26 protein-coding genes and 1 pseudogene are annotated in these 26,130 nt (G+C 40.6%); 18 read left to right on the forward strand and 9 right to left on the reverse strand.

Features of this window, described 5'->3' with window-relative positions; translation table 11 throughout:
* Positions 1–56 precede the first annotated feature (56 nt).
* From CALPO_RS0110560 to rlmD, 5 genes are read left to right on the forward strand one after another with little or no spacing between them, the layout of a single operon-like run.
* Complete coding sequence (locus CALPO_RS0110560; RefSeq protein ID WP_026487294.1) at positions 57–1,064, forward strand: LacI family DNA-binding transcriptional regulator; 1,008 nt, start codon at positions 57–59, stop codon at positions 1,062–1,064.
* Between the two features lie 38 nt (positions 1,065–1,102).
* A complete protein-coding gene (locus tag CALPO_RS0110565; RefSeq protein ID WP_026487295.1) occupies positions 1,103–2,269 on the forward strand; it encodes an iron-containing alcohol dehydrogenase in 1,167 nt (388 codons plus the stop codon).
* A gap of 12 nt (positions 2,270–2,281) precedes the next feature.
* The gene (locus tag CALPO_RS0110570) at positions 2,282–3,802 is read left to right on the forward strand and encodes a xylulokinase (RefSeq protein WP_026487296.1); all 1,521 of its coding nucleotides are present in this window, start codon (positions 2,282–2,284) and stop codon (positions 3,800–3,802) included.
* Between the two features lie 28 nt (positions 3,803–3,830).
* Entirely contained in the window at positions 3,831–4,874 is a 1,044-nt protein-coding gene (locus tag CALPO_RS0110575; protein ID WP_026487297.1) for a galactitol-1-phosphate 5-dehydrogenase, read from the forward strand.
* Positions 4,875–4,899: 25 nt separating this feature from the next.
* Positions 4,900–6,225 (forward strand): 23S rRNA (uracil(1939)-C(5))-methyltransferase RlmD, encoded by a 1,326-nt coding sequence (rlmD, locus tag CALPO_RS0110580; RefSeq protein WP_026487298.1) that lies wholly within the window; start codon positions 4,900–4,902, stop codon positions 6,223–6,225.
* 556 nt (positions 6,226–6,781) lie between these two features.
* Here rlmD and CALPO_RS0110590 read toward each other — a convergent pair.
* The 6 genes and pseudogenes from CALPO_RS0110590 to CALPO_RS0110605 form a co-directional block, all read right to left on the reverse strand.
* The gene (locus tag CALPO_RS0110590) at positions 6,782–7,204 is read right to left on the reverse strand and encodes a PIN domain-containing protein (protein ID WP_026487299.1); all 423 of its coding nucleotides are present in this window, start codon (positions 7,202–7,204) and stop codon (positions 6,782–6,784) included.
* Complete coding sequence (locus tag CALPO_RS0110595) at positions 7,201–7,419, reverse strand: type II toxin-antitoxin system Phd/YefM family antitoxin (RefSeq protein WP_026487300.1); 219 nt, start codon at positions 7,417–7,419, stop codon at positions 7,201–7,203. The genes CALPO_RS0110590 and CALPO_RS0110595 overlap by 4 nt, the downstream gene beginning before the upstream one ends.
* A 253-nt stretch (positions 7,420–7,672) precedes the next feature.
* Positions 7,673–7,747 (reverse strand): annotated as a pseudogene (locus CALPO_RS15285) (hypothetical protein); the annotation flags it as partial.
* 167 nt (positions 7,748–7,914) lie between these two features.
* A complete protein-coding gene (locus tag CALPO_RS15290) occupies positions 7,915–8,049 on the reverse strand; it encodes an IS3 family transposase (protein WP_084295259.1) in 135 nt (44 codons plus the stop codon).
* Positions 8,015–8,212: a helix-turn-helix domain-containing protein gene (locus CALPO_RS14705; RefSeq protein ID WP_026487301.1), complete on the reverse strand. Its 198-nt coding sequence runs from the start codon at positions 8,210–8,212 to the stop codon at positions 8,015–8,017. The genes CALPO_RS15290 and CALPO_RS14705 overlap by 35 nt, the downstream gene beginning before the upstream one ends.
* Positions 8,213–8,590: 378 nt before the next feature.
* On the reverse strand, positions 8,591–8,821 hold the full coding sequence (locus tag CALPO_RS0110605) for an FAD-binding oxidoreductase (RefSeq protein ID WP_026487302.1): 231 nt from the start codon (positions 8,819–8,821) through the stop codon (positions 8,591–8,593).
* A gap of 150 nt (positions 8,822–8,971) precedes the next feature.
* Between CALPO_RS0110605 and CALPO_RS0110610 the strand changes: the two genes are divergently transcribed.
* The 6 genes from CALPO_RS0110610 to CALPO_RS0110645 all read left to right on the forward strand — a co-directional run bounded on the left by CALPO_RS0110610 (position 8,972) and on the right by CALPO_RS0110645 (position 14,828).
* Positions 8,972–9,967, forward strand: a complete 996-nt coding sequence (locus CALPO_RS0110610) for an SPL family radical SAM protein (RefSeq protein WP_026487303.1) — start codon at positions 8,972–8,974, stop codon at positions 9,965–9,967.
* Between the two features lie 499 nt (positions 9,968–10,466).
* The gene (locus CALPO_RS0110625; RefSeq protein WP_026487305.1) at positions 10,467–11,171 is read left to right on the forward strand and encodes a lantibiotic protection ABC transporter ATP-binding protein; all 705 of its coding nucleotides are present in this window, start codon (positions 10,467–10,469) and stop codon (positions 11,169–11,171) included.
* Positions 11,168–11,926 (forward strand): lantibiotic immunity ABC transporter MutE/EpiE family permease subunit, encoded by a 759-nt coding sequence (locus CALPO_RS0110630; RefSeq protein WP_051585963.1) that lies wholly within the window; start codon positions 11,168–11,170, stop codon positions 11,924–11,926. The genes CALPO_RS0110625 and CALPO_RS0110630 overlap by 4 nt, the downstream gene beginning before the upstream one ends.
* The gene (locus tag CALPO_RS0110635; protein WP_084295260.1) at positions 11,926–12,681 is read left to right on the forward strand and encodes a lantibiotic immunity ABC transporter MutG family permease subunit; all 756 of its coding nucleotides are present in this window, start codon (positions 11,926–11,928) and stop codon (positions 12,679–12,681) included. The genes CALPO_RS0110630 and CALPO_RS0110635 overlap by 1 nt, the downstream gene beginning before the upstream one ends.
* A complete protein-coding gene (locus tag CALPO_RS0110640) occupies positions 12,674–13,369 on the forward strand; it encodes a response regulator transcription factor (protein WP_026487308.1) in 696 nt (231 codons plus the stop codon). The genes CALPO_RS0110635 and CALPO_RS0110640 overlap by 8 nt, the downstream gene beginning before the upstream one ends.
* Positions 13,370–13,388: 19 nt before the next feature.
* Complete coding sequence (locus tag CALPO_RS0110645) at positions 13,389–14,828, forward strand: HAMP domain-containing sensor histidine kinase (protein WP_026487309.1); 1,440 nt, start codon at positions 13,389–13,391, stop codon at positions 14,826–14,828.
* Here the strand turns inward: CALPO_RS0110645 and CALPO_RS0110650 are convergent.
* Together CALPO_RS0110650 and CALPO_RS0110655 are read right to left on the reverse strand one after the other, a co-directional pair.
* A complete protein-coding gene (locus tag CALPO_RS0110650) occupies positions 14,825–16,267 on the reverse strand; it encodes a sensor histidine kinase (protein WP_026487310.1) in 1,443 nt (480 codons plus the stop codon). The genes CALPO_RS0110645 and CALPO_RS0110650 overlap by 4 nt on opposite strands.
* Before the next feature lie 4 nt (positions 16,268–16,271).
* On the reverse strand, positions 16,272–16,967 hold the full coding sequence (locus CALPO_RS0110655; RefSeq protein WP_026487311.1) for a response regulator transcription factor: 696 nt from the start codon (positions 16,965–16,967) through the stop codon (positions 16,272–16,274).
* Positions 16,968–17,136: 169 nt separating this feature from the next.
* On the opposite strand from CALPO_RS0110655, the gene CALPO_RS0110660 reads away from it, so the two are divergent.
* From CALPO_RS0110660 to CALPO_RS13810, 5 genes are read left to right on the forward strand one after another with little or no spacing between them, the layout of a single operon-like run.
* Positions 17,137–19,230, forward strand: coding sequence for an ArnT family glycosyltransferase (locus tag CALPO_RS0110660; protein WP_035172573.1), 2,094 nt, complete (start codon positions 17,137–17,139; stop codon positions 19,228–19,230).
* A gap of 27 nt (positions 19,231–19,257) precedes the next feature.
* The gene (locus CALPO_RS13805; protein WP_035172575.1) at positions 19,258–20,193 is read left to right on the forward strand and encodes a glycosyltransferase family 2 protein; all 936 of its coding nucleotides are present in this window, start codon (positions 19,258–19,260) and stop codon (positions 20,191–20,193) included.
* Positions 20,193–20,606, forward strand: coding sequence for a GtrA family protein (locus CALPO_RS0110670; RefSeq protein WP_026487313.1), 414 nt, complete (start codon positions 20,193–20,195; stop codon positions 20,604–20,606). Before CALPO_RS13805 ends, CALPO_RS0110670 begins: the two co-directional genes overlap by 1 nt.
* Before the next feature lie 19 nt (positions 20,607–20,625).
* Positions 20,626–21,513, forward strand: coding sequence for a UTP--glucose-1-phosphate uridylyltransferase GalU (gene galU / locus CALPO_RS0110675; protein ID WP_026487314.1), 888 nt, complete (start codon positions 20,626–20,628; stop codon positions 21,511–21,513).
* 37 nt (positions 21,514–21,550) lie between these two features.
* On the forward strand, positions 21,551–22,867 hold the full coding sequence (locus tag CALPO_RS13810; protein WP_051585964.1) for a glycosyltransferase 87 family protein: 1,317 nt from the start codon (positions 21,551–21,553) through the stop codon (positions 22,865–22,867).
* Here the strand turns inward: CALPO_RS13810 and CALPO_RS13815 are convergent.
* Positions 22,856–24,430: a methyl-accepting chemotaxis protein gene (locus CALPO_RS13815; RefSeq protein WP_084295261.1), complete on the reverse strand. Its 1,575-nt coding sequence runs from the start codon at positions 24,428–24,430 to the stop codon at positions 22,856–22,858. The genes CALPO_RS13810 and CALPO_RS13815 overlap by 12 nt on opposite strands.
* Before the next feature lie 296 nt (positions 24,431–24,726).
* Here CALPO_RS13815 and CALPO_RS0110690 point away from each other — a divergent pair, with 296 nt between their 5' ends.
* Both CALPO_RS0110690 and CALPO_RS13820 read left to right on the forward strand, forming a co-directional pair.
* The gene (locus CALPO_RS0110690; RefSeq protein ID WP_026487315.1) at positions 24,727–25,341 is read left to right on the forward strand and encodes a hypothetical protein; all 615 of its coding nucleotides are present in this window, start codon (positions 24,727–24,729) and stop codon (positions 25,339–25,341) included.
* Between the two features lie 111 nt (positions 25,342–25,452).
* On the forward strand, positions 25,453–25,998 hold the full coding sequence (locus CALPO_RS13820; protein WP_051585966.1) for a hypothetical protein: 546 nt from the start codon (positions 25,453–25,455) through the stop codon (positions 25,996–25,998).
* Positions 25,999–26,130: the final 132 nt, after the last annotated feature.

The following is a 26,130-nucleotide window of genomic DNA, read 5'->3' on the forward strand; positions in this document are numbered from 1 at the left end:
GGTTTATAATGAAGGTGCAAATTAAAACGATTCAATATTGCAAAGGATGGGGAGAAATGTCTACAATTAAAGATGTAGCAAGGTTAGCGCGAGTTTCTGTGGGCACGGTATCCAGGTATCTGAACGGCTATACGGTCAGCGAAAACAACCGTTTAAAAATAGAGAAGGCGATACAGCAATTGGACTTTAAGATAAACCCTGTTGCGAGAAGCCTTAAAACCAATCGATCCATGACTGTAGCTGTTTTAGTTCCCGCATTGGCTAATATATTCAGCATGAGCGTTATTGAAGGGGTAGAGCGTTTCCTTGATCAATACGGGTATAGTTTGATCGTGTGCGATTCAGAAGGAGATGTGGAGAAAGAAAAGGCTAAGTTGCAGTTTGTTAAAGACAAATACGTGGATGGAGTTATTGTAATGCCTACTACTAATGTAGGTAGTCACGTGTACGAGATAATGGGACGGGAGTTTCCCGTGGTTTTGATAGATCGATTGGTGGACGATGAAGAGTTTGATGCGGTGGTGGTTGACAACACCAATGCAGCGTACGATGCAGTAGAACACCTGGTGATAAACGGCCATAGGCAGATAGGCATAATCACAGGGCCGGATAATATCTCCACGTCTAGAGAGCGGTACAAAGGATACCAGCGCGTCTTAGACGATTATGGTATAAGCATAGAAGAAGAATACGTGCTTCACGGAGATTACACTATTGATACCGGTTATTTTCTTATGAAAAGGCTTATGCAGCTAGATCATCCGCCGACAGCTGTATTTGTGTCCAATTATGAGATGACCATAGGCGCTATAATGGCTATAAACGACATAGGTATACAGGTACCAGAACAGGTGTCCATAATAGGGTTTGATCAATTAGAGTTGTCAAAGGTAATAAAACCTTCGCTGTCTGTGGTAGTGCAACCTATGGAGGCAATTGGCCAGAAGGCGGCGGAAATCCTCTATCGTCGCATGAGAGGAGATAGGGAGGATTTCCCTTTGATGGTGCGCCTTAAAGCTCAGCTTTATGAGGGTAAGTCCGTAAAGAATATAGCTTTAAAGTGATGAACGAGATTTTAAAACGTTTCAATTGGGGGGAGAATATGAGATTTAAAGTGAATTTTCCGGTTGAGATTTTCTTTGGCGAAGGGGAGGCAGATCACATAGGAGAAATCGCAAAGAAGTACGGTAAAACAGCTTTTGCGGTGATTGACCCGTTTCTAAAGGGAAGTGCTGTAGAAGAGAGAGTGGAAAGAAAACTCACTGAAGCAGGAGTGGAAGCCGTCCCTTTTTATGAAGTGGTTCCTAACCCCACGGTAGAGCTTATAGATAAAGGAGCAGAGATGGTGCGCAATGGGAACTATGACATGGTAATAGCTATAGGTGGGGGAAGCTCTATAGATACGGGAAAAGCCATAGCTTTGCTGGCGACCAATGAAGGGAGCTGTTGGGAATACACAGAGAGGCTGGGCGCCAATGTAGTGCGGCCCAAGGTAAAAGGATTGCCTTTGATATCTGTGCCTACCACCGCAGGAACGGGGAGTGAAGCCACGCCTTATGCTGTAATAAACAATCCAGCGATTCACCAGAAATGTACTATAGTAAGCCCTATGGTTTTTCCGGTGGCATCCATTGTAGATCCTGAGTTGATGATGACCATGCCTCCTGCCCTTACGGCGTTAACCGGTGTAGATGCCTTTTCCCACGCTTTTGAGTCGTATATAAACGTGAATGCCCATCCGTTTTCAGAGATGGTAGCACTAGAGTCCATAAAGCGCTTTGCGGGGAATATAGTAGAGGCGGTGAAGAACGGTTCTGATATAAAAGCGAGAAGGGAGATGGCGCTGGCGTGTACCTTTGGTGGTATGGCTATAGCCCATGCAGGGACGACGGTACCCCACGCGTTGGGGCAGCCGTTAAGCGGGCTGACCAATGCGCCCCATGGAGGCACAATAGCGGCATGCTTGCCTGAGGTGGTGGAGTGGACGTTGCCCGTAGCCGCTGAAAAGTTTGCCGTGGTAGCGGAGATACTTGACCCTTCTTTGAAGACTGAGTCTGTAAATCAAAAAGCCTCAAGATTGCCCTTAATACTGGAGAATTTGTTCAAAGAGATTGGTGCGGATGTGACCTTTGGGGGATACGGGCTAAAAGAAGATGAGATCGAAGGTTTTGCCGATACGGTGTATACCAGTTTTCAATTAGACCTTAAGGGCCATCCCAAAGTGGCAACCAGGGAAGATATCATATACTTAATACGCCAATGCATGTAGGGGAGGGGAATCATGTGTAAACTTTTAGGTATAGATATAGGGACATCTGCGTGTAAATTGACTGTGTTTGATATACAGGGAAACGTGGTGGCATCAGCATCGAGATCTTATAAAGTCCGCTATTTGCGGGCAGGATGGGCGGAGCAGGATGCCGATGAATGGTGGAAAGCTGTATGCAGCTCGCTGAAAGAAATATGGAAAAGCGGCAAAGTTTCTCCTTCTGAGATCGCAGGAGTAGGAGTGGATGGGCAGAGCTGGTCAGCTTTAGCTGTTTCCAAAGATGGTCAGGTTTTGCGGCCTGTTATGATATGGTTTGACAGGAGAGCGCAGGCACAAGTAAAATGGATGGAGGAAACCATAGGAAAGGACAGGATAATAGCGTTGAGCGGGAATCCTCTGGATCCAGCTTATATAACGCCGAAGATGTTGTGGATTAAGGAAAATGAGCCACAAGTATACCAGCGCACGTATAAATTTCTCCAAAGCAACGCTTTTATTGTGTATAGGCTTACAGGGAATTTTACCCAGGATAAATCTCAAGGTTACGGGTTTCACTTTTTTGATATATCAAAGGGTTGTTACGACGTAGAGCTGTGCAGAGATATGGGCCTTGATATAGAAAAGGTTGCAGATGTGTGCGAGTGCAGTGAAATCGTCGGCAAGGTTACAAAAGAAGCGGCTATGCAGACAGGCTTGGTAGAGGGAACGCCGGTAGTCGCAGGAGGTCTTGATGCGGCAGCGTCTACATTGGGGGCAGGTGTGATTGAGTCGGGACAAACACAGGAGCAGGGCGGACAGGCTGGAGGTATGAGCATATTTTTATCAACGCCTGTCATTGAGCCCCGCTTGATATTAAGCTATCACGTTATACCTGATTCATGGTTGCTCCAGGGTGGCACGGTAGGTGGTGGAGGTGCGCTTAAATGGTTTAAAGAGCAATTAGGCTATGAGGAAACAGAGATAGCGCAAAAAATGGGTATAAGCCCTTACAAGGTTATAGATGATGAGGTTTCATCGATAAAGCCGGGAAGTGGCGGCGTCGTATTTTTGCCTTATATGTCCGGTGAGCGCTCGCCTATATGGAACCCCAATGCCAGAGGAGTGTTTTTCGGTCTGTCCTATGATAAGACCAAAGCCCATATGGCCAGGGCGGTGATGGAAGGGTGTGCTTTTGCTTTAAGGCACAACATAGAGGTAGCAGAGGAAGCAGGGGCTACTGTAAACAGGCTTATAAGCGTTGGCGGTGCTGCTAACAGCGATGTATGGATGCAGATAAAGGCGGACGTGACAGGGAAGGAGATAGTTGTCCCCTATTCCGACGATGCCACTGCTCTGGGTGCTGCCTTGTTGGCCGGGGTAGGTACAGGAATATATGAAGATTTTAAAGAGGCGGTCAGGCGTACCGTCAGAGTGAGGAAAATATATAAGCCCAATCCAGATAATTTTAAGGTGTACGGCGATTTGTACGGTGTATATCGAGAGATATATGCTAGGCTTGAAAGCACATACGATAGATTGGCACAGATATTTTGAGAGTTATAACTGGAAAGGGATGTGACAGATGAAAGCAGCTGTTTTACGCGGTGAAAATGATATCGTGTACAAGGACATCCAAAGGCCTGAAATAGGCGATGATGAGGTTTTAGTTAATGTAAAAGCCACAGGAATTTGTGGATCTGATATCCCCAGGGTATTGGGTAAGGCTGCTCATTATTATCCTATTGTCCTGGGCCATGAGTTTGCAGGAGTAGTGGCAGAGGTAGGGAATAATGTGACGGATGTAGAAGTGGGGACAAGAGTGACATGTGCGCCGCTGGTGCCGTGCCATAGGTGTGCAGAATGTCAGATGGGCTATTTTTCACAGTGCAGCCATTATAAATTTATCGGTTCCAGCCTGTTTGGAAGTTGGGCGGAATATGTGAGAGTGCCGGCTATAAACGTAGTAAGGTTACCTGATGAGGTGAGCTTTGAAGAGGGAGCTTTTTTCGAGCCTTCAACGGTGGTATTACACGGTATTTTTAATGCGGATTTTAGAGCCGGTTACAGTGCAGCGGTTTTGGGCTGTGGGACTATAGGTCAGCTGGCGGTTCAGTGGCTCAGAATAATGGGTGCTTCTCATATATATGCCTTTGATATAGACGGCGAAAAATTGGAGCTTGCCAAGGAATTGGGCGCTGATGCTTGTTTTAATACATCAGTTGAGGGCTTTGAGGAAAAATTAAAAGACATCCTAGAAGATGGTGGCGTCGACTACGTGTTTGAAACCGCCGGCGTGTCATTTACCCAGAGGTTGAGCTTGAGCGTAGCGGCCAAAAGAGGCACTATCTGTTTTATAGGGACGCCTACAAAGGATTTGACATTACAGCCTCATTTATTTGAAGTGATATTGCGCAAGGAATTGACATTAAAGGGTTCGTGGATGTCGTATTCTGCCCCATTCCCCGGTCGAGAGTGGAAGCTGACAGCAGAGGCTTTTAAGAAAAAAGACTTAAAGGTAGATCCTTTGATATATAAGAGGTTTCCTTTAAGAGATGTAAATAAAGCATTTGACTTGTTTAGAAATCGCTCGCCTGTAAAAGGTAAGATTATGCTGATTAATGAATGAGTATTCCAGCAATTGGAGGTATACAATGGAAACACCAGTATCAGTTGGAAAAAGGTATATTGTAGATATCGTGGATTTATCCAGCGAAGGTTTAGGCGTAGGCAAAGTAGACGGATTTACTATTTTCGTAAGAGGGGCTTTAATCGGTGAAAAGGTAGAAGCTGTAGTTTTAAATGTTAAAAAAAGTTATGCTGAAGGCGAAGCTATAAATATTATCGCTAAATCCTATGAAAGAGTTAAACCGATATGTCCTGTGGAAGGTTGTGGCGGTTGTCAGCTTATGCATTTGAACTATGGAGGCCAGCTTAGATACAAGGTTAATAAAGTAAAGAATGTATTAAGCCGCATAGGTAAGATAGATGCAAAAGTAAACGACATTATAGGGGCGGAGAGGCCTTTGTATTATAGGAATAAAGCAGAATTTGCCGTTTCATGGGAAGATGATAGACCCATTGTAGGATTTAGAGCACCTAAAAGCCACGATGTGGTACCTGTAGATGCTTGTTATATCCAAAACGCCGTTGTTATGGATGCGGTTAAAGCGGTTAAAGAATTTCTCGTTGAATTTTGCAACCATGAGATAAAGAGCGTAATAACGAAAATTTCTAGTTTAAACGGGAAAGTCATGATCATATTAGAGACTATCGGTGAAAATTTATCTCATAGCGAGCAGTTGATAAGCATGTTAAAAAGGGTTGAATGCATTGACGGCGTCGTGCTCAAATGGAAATATAAAAAAGGTAGAGAAAAAACCAGGATTTTATATGGCACGGATAAATTGGTGGATAAAATAGGGGATTTGTATTTTTACGTAACTCCTCTTTCTTTTTTTCAGGTGAATCCTGAGCAGACGGTTAAGCTGTATGATAAAGTTATGGAATACGCTGACCTTTCAGGGAATGAAGTGGTCGTAGATGCCTATTGCGGTATAGGTACCATAGGACTTTATCTGGCCAGAAAAGCAAAAAAAGTATACGGTATTGAAATAGTGGAAGAGGCTATAGAAGCAGCTAAGAAAAATGCTGACTTAAATGTTATCAACAATGCTAGTTTTATAGCAGGTAAGGCAGAAGAAGAGTTAAAGAGGTTGTATAACAAAGGTATAGTAGCTGACGTGGTGGTAGTCGATCCTCCCCGGAAAGGCTGTGATTCTAGGTTATTGGGGACTTTAGCAGATATGAGGCCCAAAAGAATTGTTTATGTCTCCTGTGACCCGGGTACATTGGCGAGGGATTTGCGGTTTTTGGCTGATAATGGCTTTAACGTCGTGGAAGTACAGCCTGTGGACATGTTCCCTCAGACTTATCATGTTGAGACGGTAGCCTTGTTGGCAAATGTAAAAAACAAATAAGGGCTGAAAAACCGCATGAGAACAGGAGTGCCGGCAGGCAGTTAAAGTGCTGGAGAACCCTGTTTTTTGTCTGTGAAATGTTTCGAGGAAACATGTTTATCACAATCCAAAAAGAACAGCGTTCGAAATATTAGGTGTTTTGAAGGCTTCTTTAAAGAAATGGAAATGCCAACCCGGTTAAGTGAAATTAAAGTAAGAGAAGTTGTATTAGATGAGCTAGCTGATGTGTCGGAAATCACGAACTGAAACTACCGGGTTTTTCGTTAAAAGCTGTTACCGATTAGCCACGTACTTTGTGTTGATAATGATAGGGATGGATTATGATTGGCCTTTTTCCAAAAAATCATCAGGTTAACATTTATATCATCTCGATCGTATTCAAACTTTACAGCATGCACATTTTTCGTAATACCTCTTAACAACAATGTTGACAAAAGGGAGACTCCTTTCCCGGATGCTCTTTCAATAGCACGTCCTGTACACCGCATGTGAAGGAGAACGCTGGAAAAGAAGCTAAAAAAGAACGCCTTAATCACGACGTTCTTTTCATAAGGAATTATTCCGCTATGCCAAACTGCGCAAGAAAATCTTTCGGGTCAATTGCGGGGACCGGAGAATTACTAAAATCCTTTGTATTGCGGGTAATGATATAATCGGCTTTGACTCTTTTAGCGATTGCCCCGACAAGAGCGTCTTCAAAGTCTGTCACCTTGCTTGATAATGCGTTCATAACGTCAGATGCAAGCACGTCGGCAATATCCATCAGCTTCATCAACTGGACGATGGCCTCCTTTGACTTTTCGGCATCCTTGTTTGCGCGGTGTAGGATGTAATAGATATCGGTTATGGCGTTGGCGGTAATTAAAGTTTCGACTTTATCGAGCGAGGACAGCTTCAGTACATTATAGGACGCATCAAAAAAGTCGGTGCGGTGCAATAAAACATCGAGCACGATATTTGTATCAATCAGTATTCTCATTGCCTTGATAGCCTATCCCTTCTGGCGTCATCAAGCGTATAACCGTCGTCTTGAACGATGCCAACAAGGCTGTTAAGGATATCAAGCTTATTTTCGCGCAGGCTTGTCAGCTTTACAATCGGTTTGTTGTTTTTTGTGATGATGATATCTTGCGTTTCGGCAAGCTTAAGGTATTTTCCAATATTTGTTTTTAGCTCTGTAGCAGTAATAATCATAGCAAAAGACTCCTTTCAAATTTAGTATAGCTGATACACTTATAGTATATTCATATTGCGCGAATTTGTCAATAATTATCGTTCGATAACTATAGTACAAAATAAATGAAGCAGTAGGGACGGTAAAATCCTCACACTTTTCTGACTGTATAACGTGCGTTTAGTATCGCACAAAAAAATCACAGTTTTAAACGGGGTATATCCCCTTTTTATTTTTACAGAAAGCGAGGTGATGTGTATGACAAAGAAGGCACTACCTCTTGTAGTCTATACCCCATTTAACCATCGAATCCAGTACCGACTTTAAGCTGTAGCCTGTCTCGGTGAGGGTATATTCCCATAAAGGCTCGTTTCAGTGTGGTGTCTGACTGATAATGTATATCATGCTGAAAAAATTTAGGCTACCACATTTGTGAACTGCCCCCTGTCAAATAGACAGTGGAAATAATTAAAATTCTATGTAAGGCACCAATTAAAAAATGGCTGGTGTTTTCTTTATGCCGCAATACCGGAAAGATAGTTACGATACTCCATCGGCGTTATGTATTTTAAGCGTTTCTGGTATCTTCTCGTATTGTAGTAATCTATATATTCCTCAATGGCACATTTCAAACTCGTTTTGAAGTTCATTTTGGCTCTTTCCCCTATGTCTCCATTTGTAGTAGGCAGATCTGCTGATTCCTGTGATTTTACATAGAGCTGAAACAGGGTAGTGCTTTTGTTCTGAAAGCCTCTGTAAATTCGTTCTCAGGTTTGCGTTTACCTCAAATGTGGTACTACGCCCTTTGGTCATAATTTGCTTTCCTCCTGCTCTCGAAGATTTTAGCTTCTCATGACCATTATACTTCAAAATCCAATTTGATAGTTGGGAGTAATCAATCCTGATTCTCCCATTGATTGAAATTTAGAAATCCATTGTTGCACTGAAGTAACTTTGGATTTTCGTCTCATAAAAAATATGCTCCTTCTCGTGTCAAACAGTTTTAGATGTAAAATGTCCCACATATGGAATACCATCTAATATCATGCAATCTTCAGTAGACCATCGATAAAGGGATATCTTCCAGTGTAAAGGTTTTATCTGCAAAATCAATCAACGCCTCATAGTGGTTGACGGTATCTATTCCTTGCACACTCAATATTGTTTTCTTTTACTATTTCTCCAATTATTTCAATGGCGGACTCGTTTGCATCTGCATATTGTGTCTGCCTCGATTACTACTGTTTTTAGGTCTTCCTTAGCAAGCAAATAGGCAAATAAAATTCCAGTGATGCCACCCCTAATAATGGCTATATCACTCTTTAAATTCTCATTTGGCACCAGATAGTTTGTTTTGGGTGTAGATGCCATCCAATAGGATTGAGGTGGTTTTCTAAAAATCTTCAGTTTGTCTGTGTTCATGTAATACCTCCATAACGTAACAAAAATTAATTTATTTATCTTTTGCAGCTGTAAATGTAATATGTGCTCTTAATGTCAGTATACACGGCTATCTTTCCGAAAATAATATATAAAGAGGTTTTAGAGAATTAAATTAAAGGAGTTAAGAGCTTGTATCCCAGTAAAGTTTTCTATGAACCTGCCATTCTGAGCTATGAGCTCGGGAGACAGCTGAAAGAAAAATTTAAAGGTGTACCATGGATACCGATTAAAAGCCACAACGATATTGAGCAGTTGCGCAATAATCCCAACCGGGAATTTGCCAGAATGAAGCGGTATCTTATTATCGGTGTGCGAAAATCCTTGAAATACACACCCAATCATAAGTTTTCAGATTTCCTGGTGCCGTACACTTCCTCCGGCTGCAGTGCTATGTGCCTTTATTGCTATTTGGTGTGCAGCTACAACAAATGTTCCTATCTCAGACTATTTGTTAATCGCGAAGAAATGATGGATAAGCTGATAAAAACCGCAAACAGTTCGGAAAAAGATATGGTTTTTGAGATCGGCAGCAACAGCGATATGGTCCTGGAAAATACAATTACGGGGAATCTGGAATGGACGATTGAAAATTTCAGCAAAAGCGAAAAAGGTTTTCTTACGTTTCCTACGAAGTTTGATATGGTGCAGCCTCTCCTTCAGTTGAACCACAGAGGGAAAATTATCGTGCGAATGAGCGTGAACCCAGAGGAGATCATCCGGAAAGTGGAGATTGGGACGGCTTCACTAAAAGACAGAATTCGTGCGCTCAACCGGATGTGCGATGCAGGATACAGAGTAGGGATGTTGATCGCTCCTGTGATGATGGTGGACAACTGGAAGGAACTTTACGGGCGGTTAATAGACCAGTTGTCTGATGAGCTTTCCGAAAAGGTAAAAGATCAATTATTTATCGAAATTATTTTTATGACTTACAGCTATGTGCACCGGGCAATTAATCGGGATGCGTTTCCTAATGCCTTAGAGTTGTTTGATAAATCTCTTATGACAGGGCGAGGGCGAGGGAAATACTGCTACCGAAAAGATGTTCGAGCTATGGGCGAGCAATTCTTAAGAGAACAGCTTTCACAAAAATTAAACGGGGTCCCAATTATATATGTGGTTTAAGAGATGGTGTCTAAAAGAAGGCGAAACTGTCTTTTCTTTACTGGGATTTTTATTTGCCATCGAGTTCTTGTTGGAGTTAAAGCATCTTTATTGGCTGGCTTTTTTGTTTATTATTAGAAAAAACATATTTCGGCATTGGAAAAGGTGTACCGCTTGCGCGCAGATGGGATGATAGAAGACCGCGTACTTAACGAAGAGTTGAAAGTAAACGTGCAAAAGGTTGTTGGTTTATTAAAGGATAGCAGATAAGGAAGGAAAATATTAAAATACAAGGCGTTGTTGTAACAAGTACTGCAGAAAGACCAGTTTTGACAATCAGAAAATAGTGCTGGCGTATATGGAGACTAACCGTATGACGGCATTAATAGCCAGGAATAGAGCCTGGCTCTTTTTTTGTATAATTTACCTTAAAGTAGGATGTCCGCTTTATAAATTCTTTATAATTGCCTGTTAAATTATATAGCGCAAGATAAATAATTAAATGAAGGGATGATTTAAGATGGTAAAAGTAGAGTATATACTTGAAACTAAAAACCTAAAAAAATTCTACGGAAAGCAGCTTGCGGTAAATGATGTTTCACTCAAAGTACCAAAAGGTTCAATATATGGTTTACTCGGGCCAAATGGAGCTGGGAAATCCACAATTTTGAAGATGCTTACAGGACTTTTGCGTCCATCCAGCGGAGAAATTATTGTTTTTGGTGAACCATGGCAGCGAAATCACCTGGAGCGCATTGGGGCGTTAATAGAATCACCTGCCCTATATGGCAACCTGACAGCATTTGAGAACCTTCTGGTTCACGCAAAATTGATGGCACTTCCGAAAGAAAGGATTTACCAAGTGCTAGAAACGGTAGGTTTGAAAGATACAGGTAAAAAGCTGGTAGCGCAGTTTTCCATGGGGATGAAGCAAAGGCTTGGCATTGCAATTGCACTTTTCGGATGTCCTGAATTATTGATACTAGATGAACCTACCAATGGACTTGATCCTATAGGCATTCAGGAATTGAGAGAATTAATCCGTTCATTTCCCAAAAGTGGGATTACGGTAATTCTTTCAAGCCATATGTTGTCGGAGGTTTCTCAGCTTGTTGACTATATTGGTATCATAAGCGATGGTGAACTTAAATACCAGGGTAAAATAAGTCATGATGAAGACCTTGAAGGATTATTCATGAATGTTGTAAGGGGGGTTAAAAAGTGATTAATATAATAAACTCGGAAAGCATTAAATACAAGAGAACATTTATAAGACGCCTTACATTGCTTGCGCCATTGTTTTTTATAATAATGGCGCTGTTACAGAAATTTTTCATACCTGCTGATTATCTAAGGCCATGGCAACTTCTTCTGGATCAGGTATACAATTGGTGGCCGGTAATATTCGTTCCGATGGGTATAGCTTTGCTTGCTACATTAGTGGCATTGCAAGAAAAAAAGGCGGGGAATTACCTCAATTTAGAGATTCACAATATTTCACCGTCGATCTTGTGGACAGGTAAAATTGTATTAATGGCATATCACGCATTGCTTGCGACATTGGTCCTTATTGCTGCTATAATAGTATCGGGACTTATTACGGCTGGAGGACAAATCCCGTGGATAAAGATCCTTTCAGGCGGTTTTACGATATGGCTCACATCCCTTGCCGTAATACCGCTCCAGTTATGGATAGCAACGTGGAAGGGCACGTTTTTCAGCATGGCTATGGGCTTTATCGGACTTATTGTTGGCGTTATAGCGGCACCGAAGTCTTACTGGATGTACATTCCATGGAGTTGGCCCACAAGGCTCATGGTTCCTATAATAGGTGTACACCCTAATGGAATACCGTTAAAGGCATCGGATCCCCTTCGGGACCCTTCAGTAGTACCAATAGGGATAGCTCTGGCGATCGCTGCTCTAATTATCTTTACCATAATTACTGCTGTGTGGTTTAATAGAAGAGAGGTAAGATGATGAAGATACTAATATCAGAGTGGATTAAGATAAAACGCACCCCTATACGTTGGCTTACATTTTTGACGCCTGTTATTTTTGCGGCCTTTATCATTTGGTATTTTTCATTAAGGGCAATAACTGTAGATACACAAATTTCAATATTTCAGGCGTTTTTTGAAACGTGGACCACACTGGTGATTCCTTTGGGCGCTGGTTTAATACCGGGATTTATGGTACATCAGGAGGAACTCGCCGGCAGCTTCAACGGCTTTCTCGTAAGCAGATTACCACGGCGGGATTTGTACTTTGGAAAACTTACGATGCTTATTTTGCTGGTATTAACTGATACTTTGCTAGCGACGTTGGCGCTTGTTATAGGGTTAAATTTTATATTAGATATATTTATATCTTGGCCTGTTTTTATGGGGGCGGCTATAATGGCTATGATAGGAACTCTTCCGCTATTGGCATTTCATATATGGATAAGTTTTGCATGGGGGATTGGTGTATCAATCGGCATTGGCGGCGGAGGCATTCTCATAGCTGCTTTGACGGCAACGAGTCTTGGTGATAAGATCTGGCAATTCGTGCCGTGGGCATGGCCGGTGCGTTTAGCAAGCTTAGTAGGCGCATATTTACTCAAAAACATACCCTCAGGCTTTATCATAGGTCAAGCTGTAAAGGGACTTATTCCAGCTGTAATACTTTTTGTAGTCATGGTGATAGGTGGTTTAATTTGGTTTGAAAGGTGGGAAGGCAGTTGGCATGAGTAGGATTCTTATAATTGATGATGAAGAAGATTTAGTCACTCTCTTAAAGGATTCCCTTGAGAGCAGAGGCCATATTGTGTCTGTGGCATACGATGGCGAAAGCGGTGTTAGAAAAGCCCAGGAACAACCGGATCTCATTATTTTAGATGTAATGATGCCTGGCATTAATGGATACGAGGTTTGCAGAAAAATACGGGATGTGGTCCTTTGCCCCGTAATTTTTTTGAGTGCAAAACAGTCGGAAGCTGACAAGATAAAGGGCCTGGCTTTAGGAGGAGACGATTATATAGTAAAACCATTTAGCCTTAAAGAACTGCTTGCAAGAATAGATGCCCATTTAAGGAGGGAAAAGAGGGCTATATTCCTTAATAATTCCAATAAGAGGATATTGATTAGCTTTGGTAGGTTGTCGGTTGATTTAAAATCACGGCAGGTTATGATAGATGGCGATGTTGTACCTTTGACAAAGAAAGAATTTGATATCGTAGAGTTGCTCTCGCTGCATCCTGGACAGGTATTTTCAAAAGAACAGATTTATGAGAAGGTCTGGGGATATGATGCAGAAGGAGATTGTTCAACCGTAACTGAACACGTGAAAAATATAAGGGCAAAGCTGGCAGAGTTTGATTCAAATACAGAGTATATATCCACAGTCTGGGGGATTGGCTATCGTTTTAATAAAATTATGTAAACATGGCAGGTGTATTTATATGTTGGCCAAAAAGCCTCTTAAGTCTCAGTTTGTAATAACCTTTATTTTGATTTTAATATCAAGTATAATAGCCACTATATTTACGTATTATGCAGGATATATGATTTTTGTAAATCTTGAATATAAAAAAATATATCCTGCTAACTATTACGAAAAGAAAATACCTGAAATTGAAGATTATATAAGAAGCAAAGGCGCAGTTATACTTAATCCTGAAGATAAAAAATCTCTGGAGATGATAATCCCTATAGAGGGAATATCGTATCAGGTTATAGATACCAATGGCAATAGGATTTATGGAACGGACATCCGGAGAATTGTAAAAAGCAAGGAAGAGTTCTATAGCAAAATGAATTCGAATATTGGTATCAAGGGGGAGTATACCCGTTTAATTCCGGTTATTGATTTTGATGGCAAAATAAAAGGCGGTGTTGCGCTGACATATAAATTAACCCCTTATTTTCCCAATACGGTGGATGAGATATGGATCAAACCATTATTCGCAGCAATTATTTTTTCTCCATTTATTTATATAGTCATCTTTACATTGCTTTTTTCAAAGAGATTTGCTGATAGTATAGGAAAGCCGATAAATATGCTTATAGAGGCGTCAAGAAAGGTTAAAGAAAAGGATCTCGATTTTAATTTAGATCATTATGCCGATAATGAGCTTGGGAGGCTATGCGAAGCGTTTAATGAAATGAAAAATGAACTTAAAGAATCGTTGATTTCACAGTGGAAAGTAGAACAGGAAAGATATGAGATGGTTGAGGCGCTGGCACACGATTTAAAAACACCGCTTTCTACAATACTGGGATATGTAGAAGCGCTTACAGAAGGTCATTATGACGATAATCAAAAGATAAAAAAGTATTTAAATGTGATAAAAGAAAATGCTAATAAGGCTTCACAACTTATAAAAGAAATGCTTTATGCCGCAGAGATTGAAGGTTTGGGCGTAGGGCTTGACGCTGTGCCTGTAGACATATATTCTTTTTTAATGCAAAAAAAAGAGGGCTATGAGATAATGGCAAAAGATAAGAATATAAATTTTAAAGTTGATGTGACTTATGAAAATCAGGAAAAAAAGATATGTCCTGTCGATGTTGTAAAACTTGAACGCATTCTGGACAATATCATAATGAACAGCATTCGGTATACGCCGCAAAATGGGACAATAACGATTAATGCTGACGTTGCCTGTGATAATATTCGTTTTAAAATATGCGATTCAGGGAAGGGATTTAGTAATAAAGACCTGTTGCACGTATTTAGTAAATTTTACAGGGGAGATGAATCCCGTTCTTCTAAAAATGGCCATGCCGGCCTGGGCTTATATATAGCAAAAAAACTTGTAGAAATGCATCGGGGGAGTATAAAGGCATTTAATGCAAAGGATGGTGGTGCATGTATAGAGTTTGTTTTATATAAAGTCTAGCTGTTTATCGGCAATTCAATTATAAACATGGCCCCGGTTTCAGTATTTTTAGCTGTGATTTTTCCGCCGTGTTTTTGGATGACATTTTTGCTTATAGCCATCCCAAGCCCAAAATTCCCTTTTTTACCCATATAGAACCTTTCAAAGATGTTGGGGAGTTCGTCGGCGTCAAAGCCTGGCCCATCATCTTCTATGATGATTTTTACATTGTTCTTTTCGGTTATTTTTGAGATTGTTACACTGCTTTTTGCATATCTAATGCAATTGCTGATCACGTTTGTAATCGCACGGGAAAGTTTTTCTTCATCAGCGTATACCTCTATCTTTTCATCGGCAATGTTGTGGATGATTTTTATATTGTTTTTTATGGCAATTCCATTCATTCGTTCTATGCAGCTTTTTATCAAGTCGTTAAGGTCCAGGTTGTTAAAGTGATAATTTTCTTCTATAGTGTCAAGACGTGATAAGTAAAGCAAATCTTCTATCATATGAGTCAGGCGCTTGGTTTCTTCTATTATGACCTCAACAGCAGTGCTGCTATCTACGACGCCGTATTTAATCCCTTCGGCGTAACTTTGGATGGACATAAGGGGAGTTCTTAGTTCATGGGATACGTTTTGCAAAAAAGTTTTTTGCGCTTTATCATAGGTTTCGAGCTTATCAGACATAATGTTGATGTTATTCACCAGTTCCTGTAATTCATCGTCTACAGGCATGTGGATTTTAGTCCCAAAGTTCCTTTCGGCAATGGCTTTTATATGCTGGTTTAGCGAGGAAAACGGAGAGGATATTTTTTTGGACACTTGAGAAGAAATTAGCGCGGTGATTAAAGCCGAAAGGATGAGGATGGCTAAAAGTATTAAATTTATAACCCACTGCAGCTGGTTGACTTTTTGGAGGCTGGAGTATATGATAATCCATCCTAAGCCAAAAGAATTTTTTTGGTATACCGGCTTGACGACTGCTATATATTCGGTGCCGGACAAGTAGAAATTCAGGTATGTTTCGCTGTTGAGATTTTGTAATTTTTTGATTTCATTTGTCATTTGATCTAAAAACTTGGTAGACGGCGTAAAAAAACCCTCTGGGAAAAGAGTTATTCTATTTTTGTCTTTATCAAGCAATATATAATCCGCATTTAAGACAGATAGAGGTTCTCTTAGTGAGCGGTCCAACATGAAGTAGTACCTGAAAAGCCCGTTGTCGTTTTGATCGTCAGGTGGTGGAGGAATTTGCCCGGGCTTGGGCAGAAAGTCGCGGCCTTGCTGCAGCGCAGCATGTTCGGTGCGTGATGCGATTTTGCTTAACTGTTCAAGGATGTCCCTCTCAATGTACATGCGGACAGTGATATTGAATATTATTGCCACCAGCGTAATAAGCGTTATTATGACAATAAGATTGTATTTGAAAATTCTCCACTTAATTGTGTTTCTCTTCATGTTATCATTCCTTATCCTGAATTTTAAAGCCAAAGCCCCAGACAGTCTCAATCTTAAGAACAGATCCTGCATCGGATAGCTTTTTGCGAATTCTCTTTACGGTGTCGTCAGTTGCTCGGGTTTCTACCTCATTTTCAAATCCCCAAACTTTTTCCAGCAGCTCATTGCGGCTTACTGCCCTGTTTTTGTTGCCTGCCAGATAGTAAAGCAGTGAAAATTCCATTTTTGTAAGGCCTATATCTTTACCGTTAAACAGGGCTTGCTTGGTATCTGGATTTATTGTAATATCTGCTATTTTTATAATACAGCTGTTTTCTGTAGGCGCTTTATCCATTTCAATTCTTCGAAAAATGCTTTTTACTCTGGCTACCAACTCCATAGGGCTGAAGGGTTTTGTCAAGTAGTCGTCACTTCCAAGGGTCAATCCGGCTATTTTGTCAGGATCTGTGTCTTTTGCGGATACGATTATAATTGGGACATTGCTCCTTTGGCGGATTAAAGAACAAAGGGAGTAGCCGTCTATCTCCGGCATCATGATGTCTATGATGAGCATATCAGCGGGCCTTGAGTTGAAGGCGTCAAGAATAGAGCGCCCGTCGTAAAAGGTTTCCACTTCATATCCTTCTTTATTTAGAAATGATTTTATGATGTTGCAGATGTTAATTTCATCATCAGCTATGTATATCAATTTTTTATCCATGGTATTACCTTCACCCCACTGTAATTATATCATAGATTCGGACTTTGGCATTATTTAAGGGGTCATTTTGCCTCAATTCTGCCACAGTTTTGCGGAGATTGGAACGGATGGTGTGGTGTAAAATTAATCACAGAAAAAATTGAAAGAAAAAAATGTGAGGAGAGAGAACATGAGGCGTATTAAAAGCAACTGGCACAGGATAGCTTTACCTTTGATTTTAGCGTTGACAGCTTTTTTAACTTTTTATGATGTGGATAAAGAAGGCTATGCCAATTCGTACTATTCCGCTGCAGTAAAGAGTATGCTTACCAGCTGGCATAACTTTTTCTTTGCTTCTTTTGATCCCGGTGGATTTGTAACCGTGGACAAACCCGCTTTGGGCTTATGGCTGCAGGCTTTGAGCGCGTGGATTTTTGGATTTCACGGATGGAGCCTTATTCTTCCTGAAGCGCTGTCAGCGGTTGTATCGGTAGCGGTTTTATATCACCTGGTACAGAGGTCTTTTGGGAAAACAGCAGGTATTGCATCGGCCATGGCATTGGCTTTGTCGCCTATTTTTGTGGCTGTGAGCAGGACCAATAACCTCGATTCGTCTCTTATTATGGTTTTGCTTTTTGCTACTTGGGCGCTGATTGTGGCGGCAGAAAAGAGCAGCTTTAAATTGTTGCTTTTATCTATGGTGCTGGTAGGGCTGGGGTTTAACATTAAAATGCTTCAGGCTTTTATGGTTTTACCCGCTTTCTACCTGGTTTACCTGTTTACATCGTCATTGAAAACAGCTAAAAAACTGTTGCACCTCGCCCTGGCGACGGTGTTGCTCCTTGCGGTTTCTCTTTCCTGGGCCGTAATAGTGGATCTGACGCCTGCTGATCAACGGCCTTATATAGGAAGCAGTCAAAACAATTCGGTTATAGAGCTGGCCCTGGGTTATAACGGCATACAGCGGCTTACGGGAAACAATCGGATGGGGCCGCAAAACGCAGGCAATGGCAGAGTAAATGCCGTTGCTTCTGCCACCTATCGTCCTGATACGCCACCCTCAGATAATCAAAATCCGCAAGATGACAGAGGACATTTTTCAGACGGCAATATGCCGCAGGGATTTAACGGTGCATTTAATGGTAGGCCTGGAGGAAACGGTGGGCCTGGAGGGAATGGAGGTCCTGGAGGAGTAGGAGAGAACGGACAAAAGGGGATTTTTAGGATTTTTAATCAGCAGCAGGCGGGGCAGATCAGCTGGTTGATACCTATGGCGTTTTTCGGCATGGCCATTCTCGTAATCAAGGTGTTCAAAAAGGAAGAGCGCGATAAAAAGACGGTTGTCAGATACTTAATGCTCTGGGCAGCGTGGATTTTGCCTATGATGGCATTCTTCAGTATAGCTGGTTTTTACCACAGGTATTACCTTTCTATGCTTGCTCCTTCCATTGCGGCTTTGTCAGGCATTGGTGTTGTAGAGATGTGGAAGGCATATATGCAAAGCGGCTGGAGATGGTTTATTCTTCCCGCAGCGTTAATAGTCAATGGGGCTGTGCAAGGATTGATTCTCTCGAGGTATGAGGAGTGGAGCAGTATTCTCACGCCGGTGGTATGCGGGATAAGCCTAGCCTCTGCATTGGTACTTATTGTAATAAGGCTTTTGAACAATGATCGCCTGGATAAGACGATAAAGGCGACAGTAGCTACAGGTTTTGCTGCCCTTCTCATAGCACCTGCCATCTGGTCCTATACTCCCATACTGTACGGTTCTCAAACGACTTTGCCCATTGCAGGACCTGAATTAAGTAGGGGGTTTGGAAATAGAGGATTTAACCGGGATGGAGGTGGCATGGTCCGATCTCCAGAGAATACGGCATCTTCTAAGTTAATAAGTTTTCTCATGAACAATAGAAACGGCGAGAAGTACATTGTCGCTGTATCCGATGCTAATTCAGCAGCGCCTATCATTTTGCAAACAGGCCAGCCGGTTATGGCTATAGGTGGATTCTCAGGATCAGATCCTATATTGACAGTAGATAAACTGGAGAAGATGGTAAAAAACGGCGAGATAAGGTATTTCTTAGTGCAGGGAAGAGGGGGAATGGGATCACAGTCAGAGATCATCAGCTGGGTGCAGCAACACGGAACAGTGGTTTCTCCTGAGAAATGGAGTGGTACAGCTTCAGAGTCAAACAGTGAAATTCAGGGTGGGCCAGGGCAATTCAGAGACATGATGGGAAATGGAACGCTTTATGATTTGGCGCCACAAAAAAATACTGATTAATAAAAAACTAGTCTGGAGGGGTGTTGTATGAATAGCGCAGAAGTCAAATATTCCATTGTGGTTCCACTGTACAATGAGGAGGAAGTGATCATTGAAACTTACAGGAGATTAAAAGAGGTGATGGACTCTACGGGAGAGCCCTATGAGATAATTTTTGTAAATGACGGAAGTAAAGATAAAACCCTTGAAATTGCTAAAAGCATCTGCAAGAGGGATAAAAACATTAAGCTTCTGAGCTTTTCAAGAAATTTTGGCCATCAGATCGCCATAACCGCTGGGATGGATTACTCCAGCGGTGAGGCGATTGTGGTCATTGATGCAGACCTCCAGGATCCTCCTGAAGTGATATTAAAGATGATCGAAAAGTGGAAACAAGGCTATGACGTGGTCTACGGCAAGAGGGCAAAGAGAAAAGGCGAGACATTTTTCAAAAAAATTACAGCCAAAGTTTTTTACAGGGTATTGAAAACCATGACCGATGTGGATATTCCTGTGGACACAGGAGATTTCAGGTTGATTGACAGGAAAGTGTGCGATGCGCTGAAGTCTATCAAGGAGCACAATCGATACGTAAGAGGGCTGGTCAGCTGGATTGGCTTTAAGCAGACGGGAGTGGAGTTTGTCAGAGAACCGAGGTTTGCAGGGGAGACCAAGTATCCGTTGAAAAAGATGGTAAAATTTGCCGCCGATGCTATAACGTCCTTCTCATATAAGCCTCTAAAGATCGCCACTTACACGGGTGTAGCGGTCTGCGTTTTGTGTTTTGCCTATATGGTATTTGCGTTATTTCAAAGTTTATTTGCCGTTGCAGTACATGCCTGGGCCTTAATATCTGTCTTTAGCTTATTTTTAAATGGGCTTATGTTTATAATGATAGGAATCATCGGCGAGTATATTGGCCGTATTTACGATGAAGCCAAAGGAAGGCCACTTTACATTATTGATGAAAAGGAAGGATTTTGATGTACGATATCGCTCTTAGTTTATACGCGAAATATCAGTCCATGTTTCGCTTTGCAATTGTAGGGTTTATAAATACAGGGGTGGACTTCCTGACGTTTTCTGTGCTTTTCAGTTTTTTAGGCTTTAACAAGCTGATATGCCAGGCTGCCGGATACACAATGGGGATTGTCAACAGTTTCGTCTTGAATAAGCTGTGGACCTTTGAAGACAGGAAATCAAAATTAAGTACAGCCAATCAATTTGCGCGGTTTGTGGCAGTTAATATGGTATCTTTAGGGTTATCGCTTTTAGGGTTGAAGTTTATCAGCGAAAGCTATGGAGTGAACGTATATGTTTCAAAGTTGATGGTAACAGGCGTGGCGCAGGCTGTGAACTATATCGGCTATAGGTATTGGGTGTTCAACAAAAAGTGACTTTGAAAGGATGATTGGGATGAAAGTACGTAAAGCTATAATACCTGCTGCGGGTATGGGAACGAGATTTCTGCCGGCTACCAAGGCCCAACCTAAGGAGATGTTCCCGATAGTAGACAAACCCGCTATTCAGTATATAGTAGAGGAAGCGGTGGCATCGGGCATTGAAGACATAATAATTGTAACAGGTCGCAATAAAAAAGCTATAGAAGATCACTTTGACAGATCTATCGAGTTGGAAGAAACACTGAAAAAAAACAAAAGTCAACTGCTTGAAGCGGTTAAGAAGATATCAAGCCTGGCGAACATATACTATGTGCGCCAGAAAGAACCTTTAGGGCTGGGTCATGCTGTCTATTGTGCCAGGTCATTTATAGGAGATGAGCCCTTCGCCGTTTTGCTTGGTGATGATATAGTGTGTTCTGATGTGCCTTGCTTGAAACAGATGATGGAGGTATACGAAGAGTTGCAGGCGACTATACTGGGAGTGCAAAAGATCCCTGATACAGAGGTTTCAAAATATGGGATTGTTGGATGCGAGCCTGCCGGTGATAGAATTTATAAGGTTACAAGTCTCGTGGAGAAACCAACAAAGAGCCAAGCACCTTCAAATATCGCTATTTTAGGGAGGTACATCATATCCCCGGCAATTTTTGAATGCATCGAAAATACTACCCCAGGAAAGGGTGGGGAAATTCAATTAACCGATGCCCTGAGGCTGCTTATGGAAAGGGAAAAGCTATATGCTTATGATTTTATCGGTGAACGATACGACGTAGGAGACAGGTTTGGCTTTATAAAAGCAACGATTGAATTTGCGCTGAAGAGGGACGATATAAAGGACAGTCTGATTCAATACATCAAAGAGAAATTAAATAATGAGAAATTAAATAATGTCCCTTGTTGATTTATTCAGGAAACCCCAAGGTATGGAGAGTGAGAAAATGAATTTTTTTAAAAAGAATATGCTAAAAATACTGCTGGCCTTTATTTTGTTGTCGGCAGGACTATTGTGCATTTATTTCTTATACAACTATAAAGGTGACGTATATCAGTGGCAAAACAGAATTAACCAACCTAACTTCTATTCCGGCGGAAAAAGCCATTTTAATCCTAATCGTGCGCCACAAATTGTAAAACCACCCAATAATGGAGAAACGCCCAATAATAGGAATGCACCTAACAATGGTGGTGCGCCAGATAATGTGGGGAAGTTGAGGGGAACATCCAATGGGATTACAAGATCTACTTCCCAAATTGTCACCTACACTATTGTATTTTTGGCCGTGTCGTTTTTAATGGGTTATTTTTATAAGCGCAAAAAAATTAAAATACACGCCGGCGATGAAAGTATGCTTGTAATAACTATATTGCTTATAGGGCTATTTTTGAGGGTTTTCATTGCCACATTGATGGAAGGACACCCCTTTGACATCAATCTCTTTAAGAGATGGGCACAAACAGCGGCGAATAATTTCACCGGCTTTTATTCAGGGGGTAACACCAGCGACTATCCTCCACTATATATTTATGTTTTATTTTTGATAGGCAAGATAGCTGATATTCCTGCTATGAGCCCTTATTTCATATTGTTTCTAAAGCTGCCTTCTATTGTAACAGATATTGCCACGTCATATCTTATATACAGGTTAGGCAAAAAACAACTCTCTAAGGAGATGGGCATTATATTATCCGCATTTTATGCTTTTAATCCGGCAGTTTTTGTAAATTCTGCCGTATGGGGGCAGGTGGATTCATTTTTTACATTGCTTATAATCCTTTCTATGTGGATGCTTTCGGAGGAAAAAATCGGCCTTTCATCGGCGCTATTGGCGGCGTCGGTAATGATGAAACCTCAGGGGATTATATTTGTTCCCGTACTTTTCTTTGAGCTGATCAGGCAAAAAAGCGTTAAAGCTTTTGTAAAAGCGGCATTTTGCGGTTTGGGTACATTTTTGGCCATCTTACTTCCATTTTCTATAGGTAAAGGAGTTCTATGGATTATCAATCTGTTTTCAAACACCGTGGCAGAATATCCCTATGCCTCTGTGAATGCATTCAATTTCTTCAGCTTGCTGGGGGCTAACTATGCCAGGGACACGTTTACTTTATTTGGTTTAAGCTATCATACTTGGGGAATGATATTTATCGTACTTGTTACTGCTTTTTCTTGGTTTATATACATTAAAGGAAACAGCACCATCTTTGCGCCTACAGCGGCTTTAATCCAGGTAGCAGGGGTGCTGAGTCTATATTTTTAAATCAAGCCCGATAACTCCTATGATACTCCCTGTTGTATCTTTGATAGGGAAAGAAAGGGTTATACAGGGTTTTTTTGTTATAGCAGATATATAAATTGGTGAAATATATTCTTCTCCGTTAATGCTTTTTTTGAACCATTCCCTTACACCGGCATTTGCTATGCCTGCTTCCGGGATTGAGCAAATAAATCTTCCTTTTTTGTCATTGGTCCATATTGCCTCGATTAAATCGTATTTATTGATAAAGTCTTTAAGGATCTTTGCGTGGGTCGACATGTCCATCGTCAACAGATCCATATTTTTGCAAAGCTCGTCATTTACTATTTTAATGCATTTTTCTATATTCTCTTTTATTGTGGTTTCTTCAAAAGATATGGTGGGGGTGTCTGCGGTGTCAAGTAGTTGCGCTAAGTTGTTTGATGCTTCATTTAACCTGTTGCTCAGTTCGGCTATTTCCTGTACGCTGTATCTTTGCTTATCAACAGAGTTGTAAACCGCTCTTACGCTCTGATCTGCTCTGTAAATTATTTCTTCTATAACTTCAACCATATCTTTTATATCTTTTGTCAATGTAGATTGTTGTTCGGATATTTTGCCGATTTTTTCTAGCATTTCCACTGCTTCATTAAACAACGCACTTATATTTTTGAGTTTTTTTTCAATGCTATTTGACGCCTCAACTCCCTTTTTTACTCTTTCTGTGTTTTTTATCATAGTATTGTATACGTTATGCATTTCATTTTGAACGCTGTCTACGAGTTTACCGATGTCTTTTACCGCTTTGCTGGTATTATTTGATAACTTTCTTATTTCTTGCGCCACAACGCCAAACCCTTTGCCTGTTTTTCCCGCTTTTGCAGATTCTATTGAAGCGTTCAATGCCAGCAGGTGGGTTTGTTTAGAAATGCTCTCCACAGTTTCAAGGATGTGTATTATTTCTGTGGAAACGGAATTCAGTTTTTCCACGTATTCCATTGTGCTGTTTGTCGAGTCATGGATTTCGTTTACAATACTTATTATTTTCATTATTTCATCAATGCTTTTTGTGGCTATCTCTTTAGATGCAAAGTTCTTTAATTTCATTTCCAAGGATATGTTTTTAGCGTCTTCTACTATACTTGTCATGTTTTTTATTTTTGATATGATTTCGCGAATTTCTTCGTTGACTTGTGAGTGGAACTTGGCCATATCAAGGGTTTGGGCATATAATTGTTGGGTAAACGCATTGTTTTCATCCATAGTAATGTAGAGTTGCTGAGATACAGCGGATATCTGGCTTGAAGCGACCTGTACGTCATTGTTAAATTTGTCTAGCTCTTCTTTTGAGCTATCAGCTTTTGCCTGCAATTTACTGATATATTTGTTTTCACTGCTTTGTAAATAAAATGCTCCAACAGTGGATAATAAGATGTACAAGGACATTTTAACCCATAAAAATGCATCTGGGATTGTTAAAAACAATATTACGGTGATAAATATAATACTGAATTGAGAAATTATAATTTTGTGTTTGTTCATAGTATATGCCTCCACGTACAAATTTAGAGTAAAATAAAAAAGCATTCAACACGGGTAACACATTTCAACGCCGTTGTTGAATGCCTCTGCGATATATTTAAAATGCACAATAATTATAACATATGAAAGGCAGATGCGCAATGATTTAAACGATGAATGGGCATTGAACATCTTTCCAATCTCTGCTATAATCTAAGCAAAGTGGAGGAATTGCTGTGCAGACCATAGCTTTAATGGTAGAAGCATCCGCTAGAGGAAATGGGATGCTCTCTGCTCCAGCGGAGAGAGTATGTCACGTTGCATGAAGGTATAGTTCTGCCATAACAAATAGGAGGTATTATATGATAAAAGAATACGATGAAGTTAAGGAAATCACTTGGGAAAATATTTGGACTTATTGGAAAGAATGTGCATCTATTTATGAGCCTAAACTGCTAATACCTTTAAAAATAGAAAAAATTTACGTAAATTTTAAGGATGCCAATATTTATATTCATGGTTATGATTGGATTCACATAAACAATTACAAGAAACGGATTGAATACGTTACAACCAGACCGATAGAGTTTTTGTATTTCGGACCATGCTTAAACAAAGGCACATTGCATACTTTAGAGATTTTGGCAGAAGCACAAGATAACATAAAAGATAGTGCCGCCATATGGCTTTCAGCGTTTACAAACGAAATGATGGATTCTTTACCATATGGATGGCGGGGTAAAGGGTATTCTATTTTGTATAAGGTGCATATAGAGTCATACAGTCAAATTAAAGAAAAATATTTTATGTGGCATCATGCTATGAAAAAATTATTGCCAGAAGTCTGTTTTTCTTATGAGTTTTTGGAGGGCATGAGCATTAATTCGTATCGGCAAATTGTAGAGCTTTCCGTGATTAGTTCAGCACAAATACTAAACAACTATGTCGCAGTTGAATACGATTCAAGAACAAAATAGACAGCTGTCCGTACTCTAAATAAATGTTAGTTCCAAACAGTATATTTCTACCGTTATAAGGTTTGTATAGTGCGTGATACTGGTGATTAAACAGAAAAGGAGGAACACGATATGGATCAATGGAAAAACATTATAGAAGAAACGCTTAAAGATTTATATTATAAACAAGGCTTAACAGATAGAAATATTGCAGAACTTTATGGAGTCACAAAAGGTAAAGTCCCCGATTTAAACGTAAAAAATATAATATCACGCTTGAGGAAAAAAATAATCGATGATTTGGCTTCACAAAATAGTGAGCTTTTTAACAAATTAAATGAAGAATCTAAAGCCAGACTTTTAAGATATGAAAATATTGATGGAATTGCAAAAGCATTGACACATTATGCTTTTAGAAATGGACCGGTTGAAGAAATGCATGCTGATGGAAAATTGACGCAAGACGATATGAAAACCTTAAACAAATATATGGTAAACCGTTTAGCCGGAATTCTTTCCGCGGTTTTTGAAGGAAGATGGTTACAACTAGAATTGTTATATACATTTTATCAAAATTATGGTACAAATTGGGACAAGGCTGAACCGGACATCAAAGAATTGGAAATGATCTGGAATAAAAGCATAAAATTGCTTGATAAATTGCTAAGTCAAGAGTGACACATCGTGCAAATAAGTTGAATTGGTATTTTCCATCATAAGTATGATCAGGCTGGTTATTAAATTTAAGTAAAAGGAAGCCGCTCCTGCTGTAGAGGAGCAGGCAAAACCATGCCCTCCACGGTGCTATAG

This window comes from Caldanaerobius polysaccharolyticus DSM 13641 (assembly GCF_000427425.1).
In the GTDB taxonomy this organism is placed as follows: domain Bacteria; phylum Bacillota; class Thermoanaerobacteria; order Thermoanaerobacterales; family Caldanaerobiaceae; genus Caldanaerobius; species Caldanaerobius polysaccharolyticus.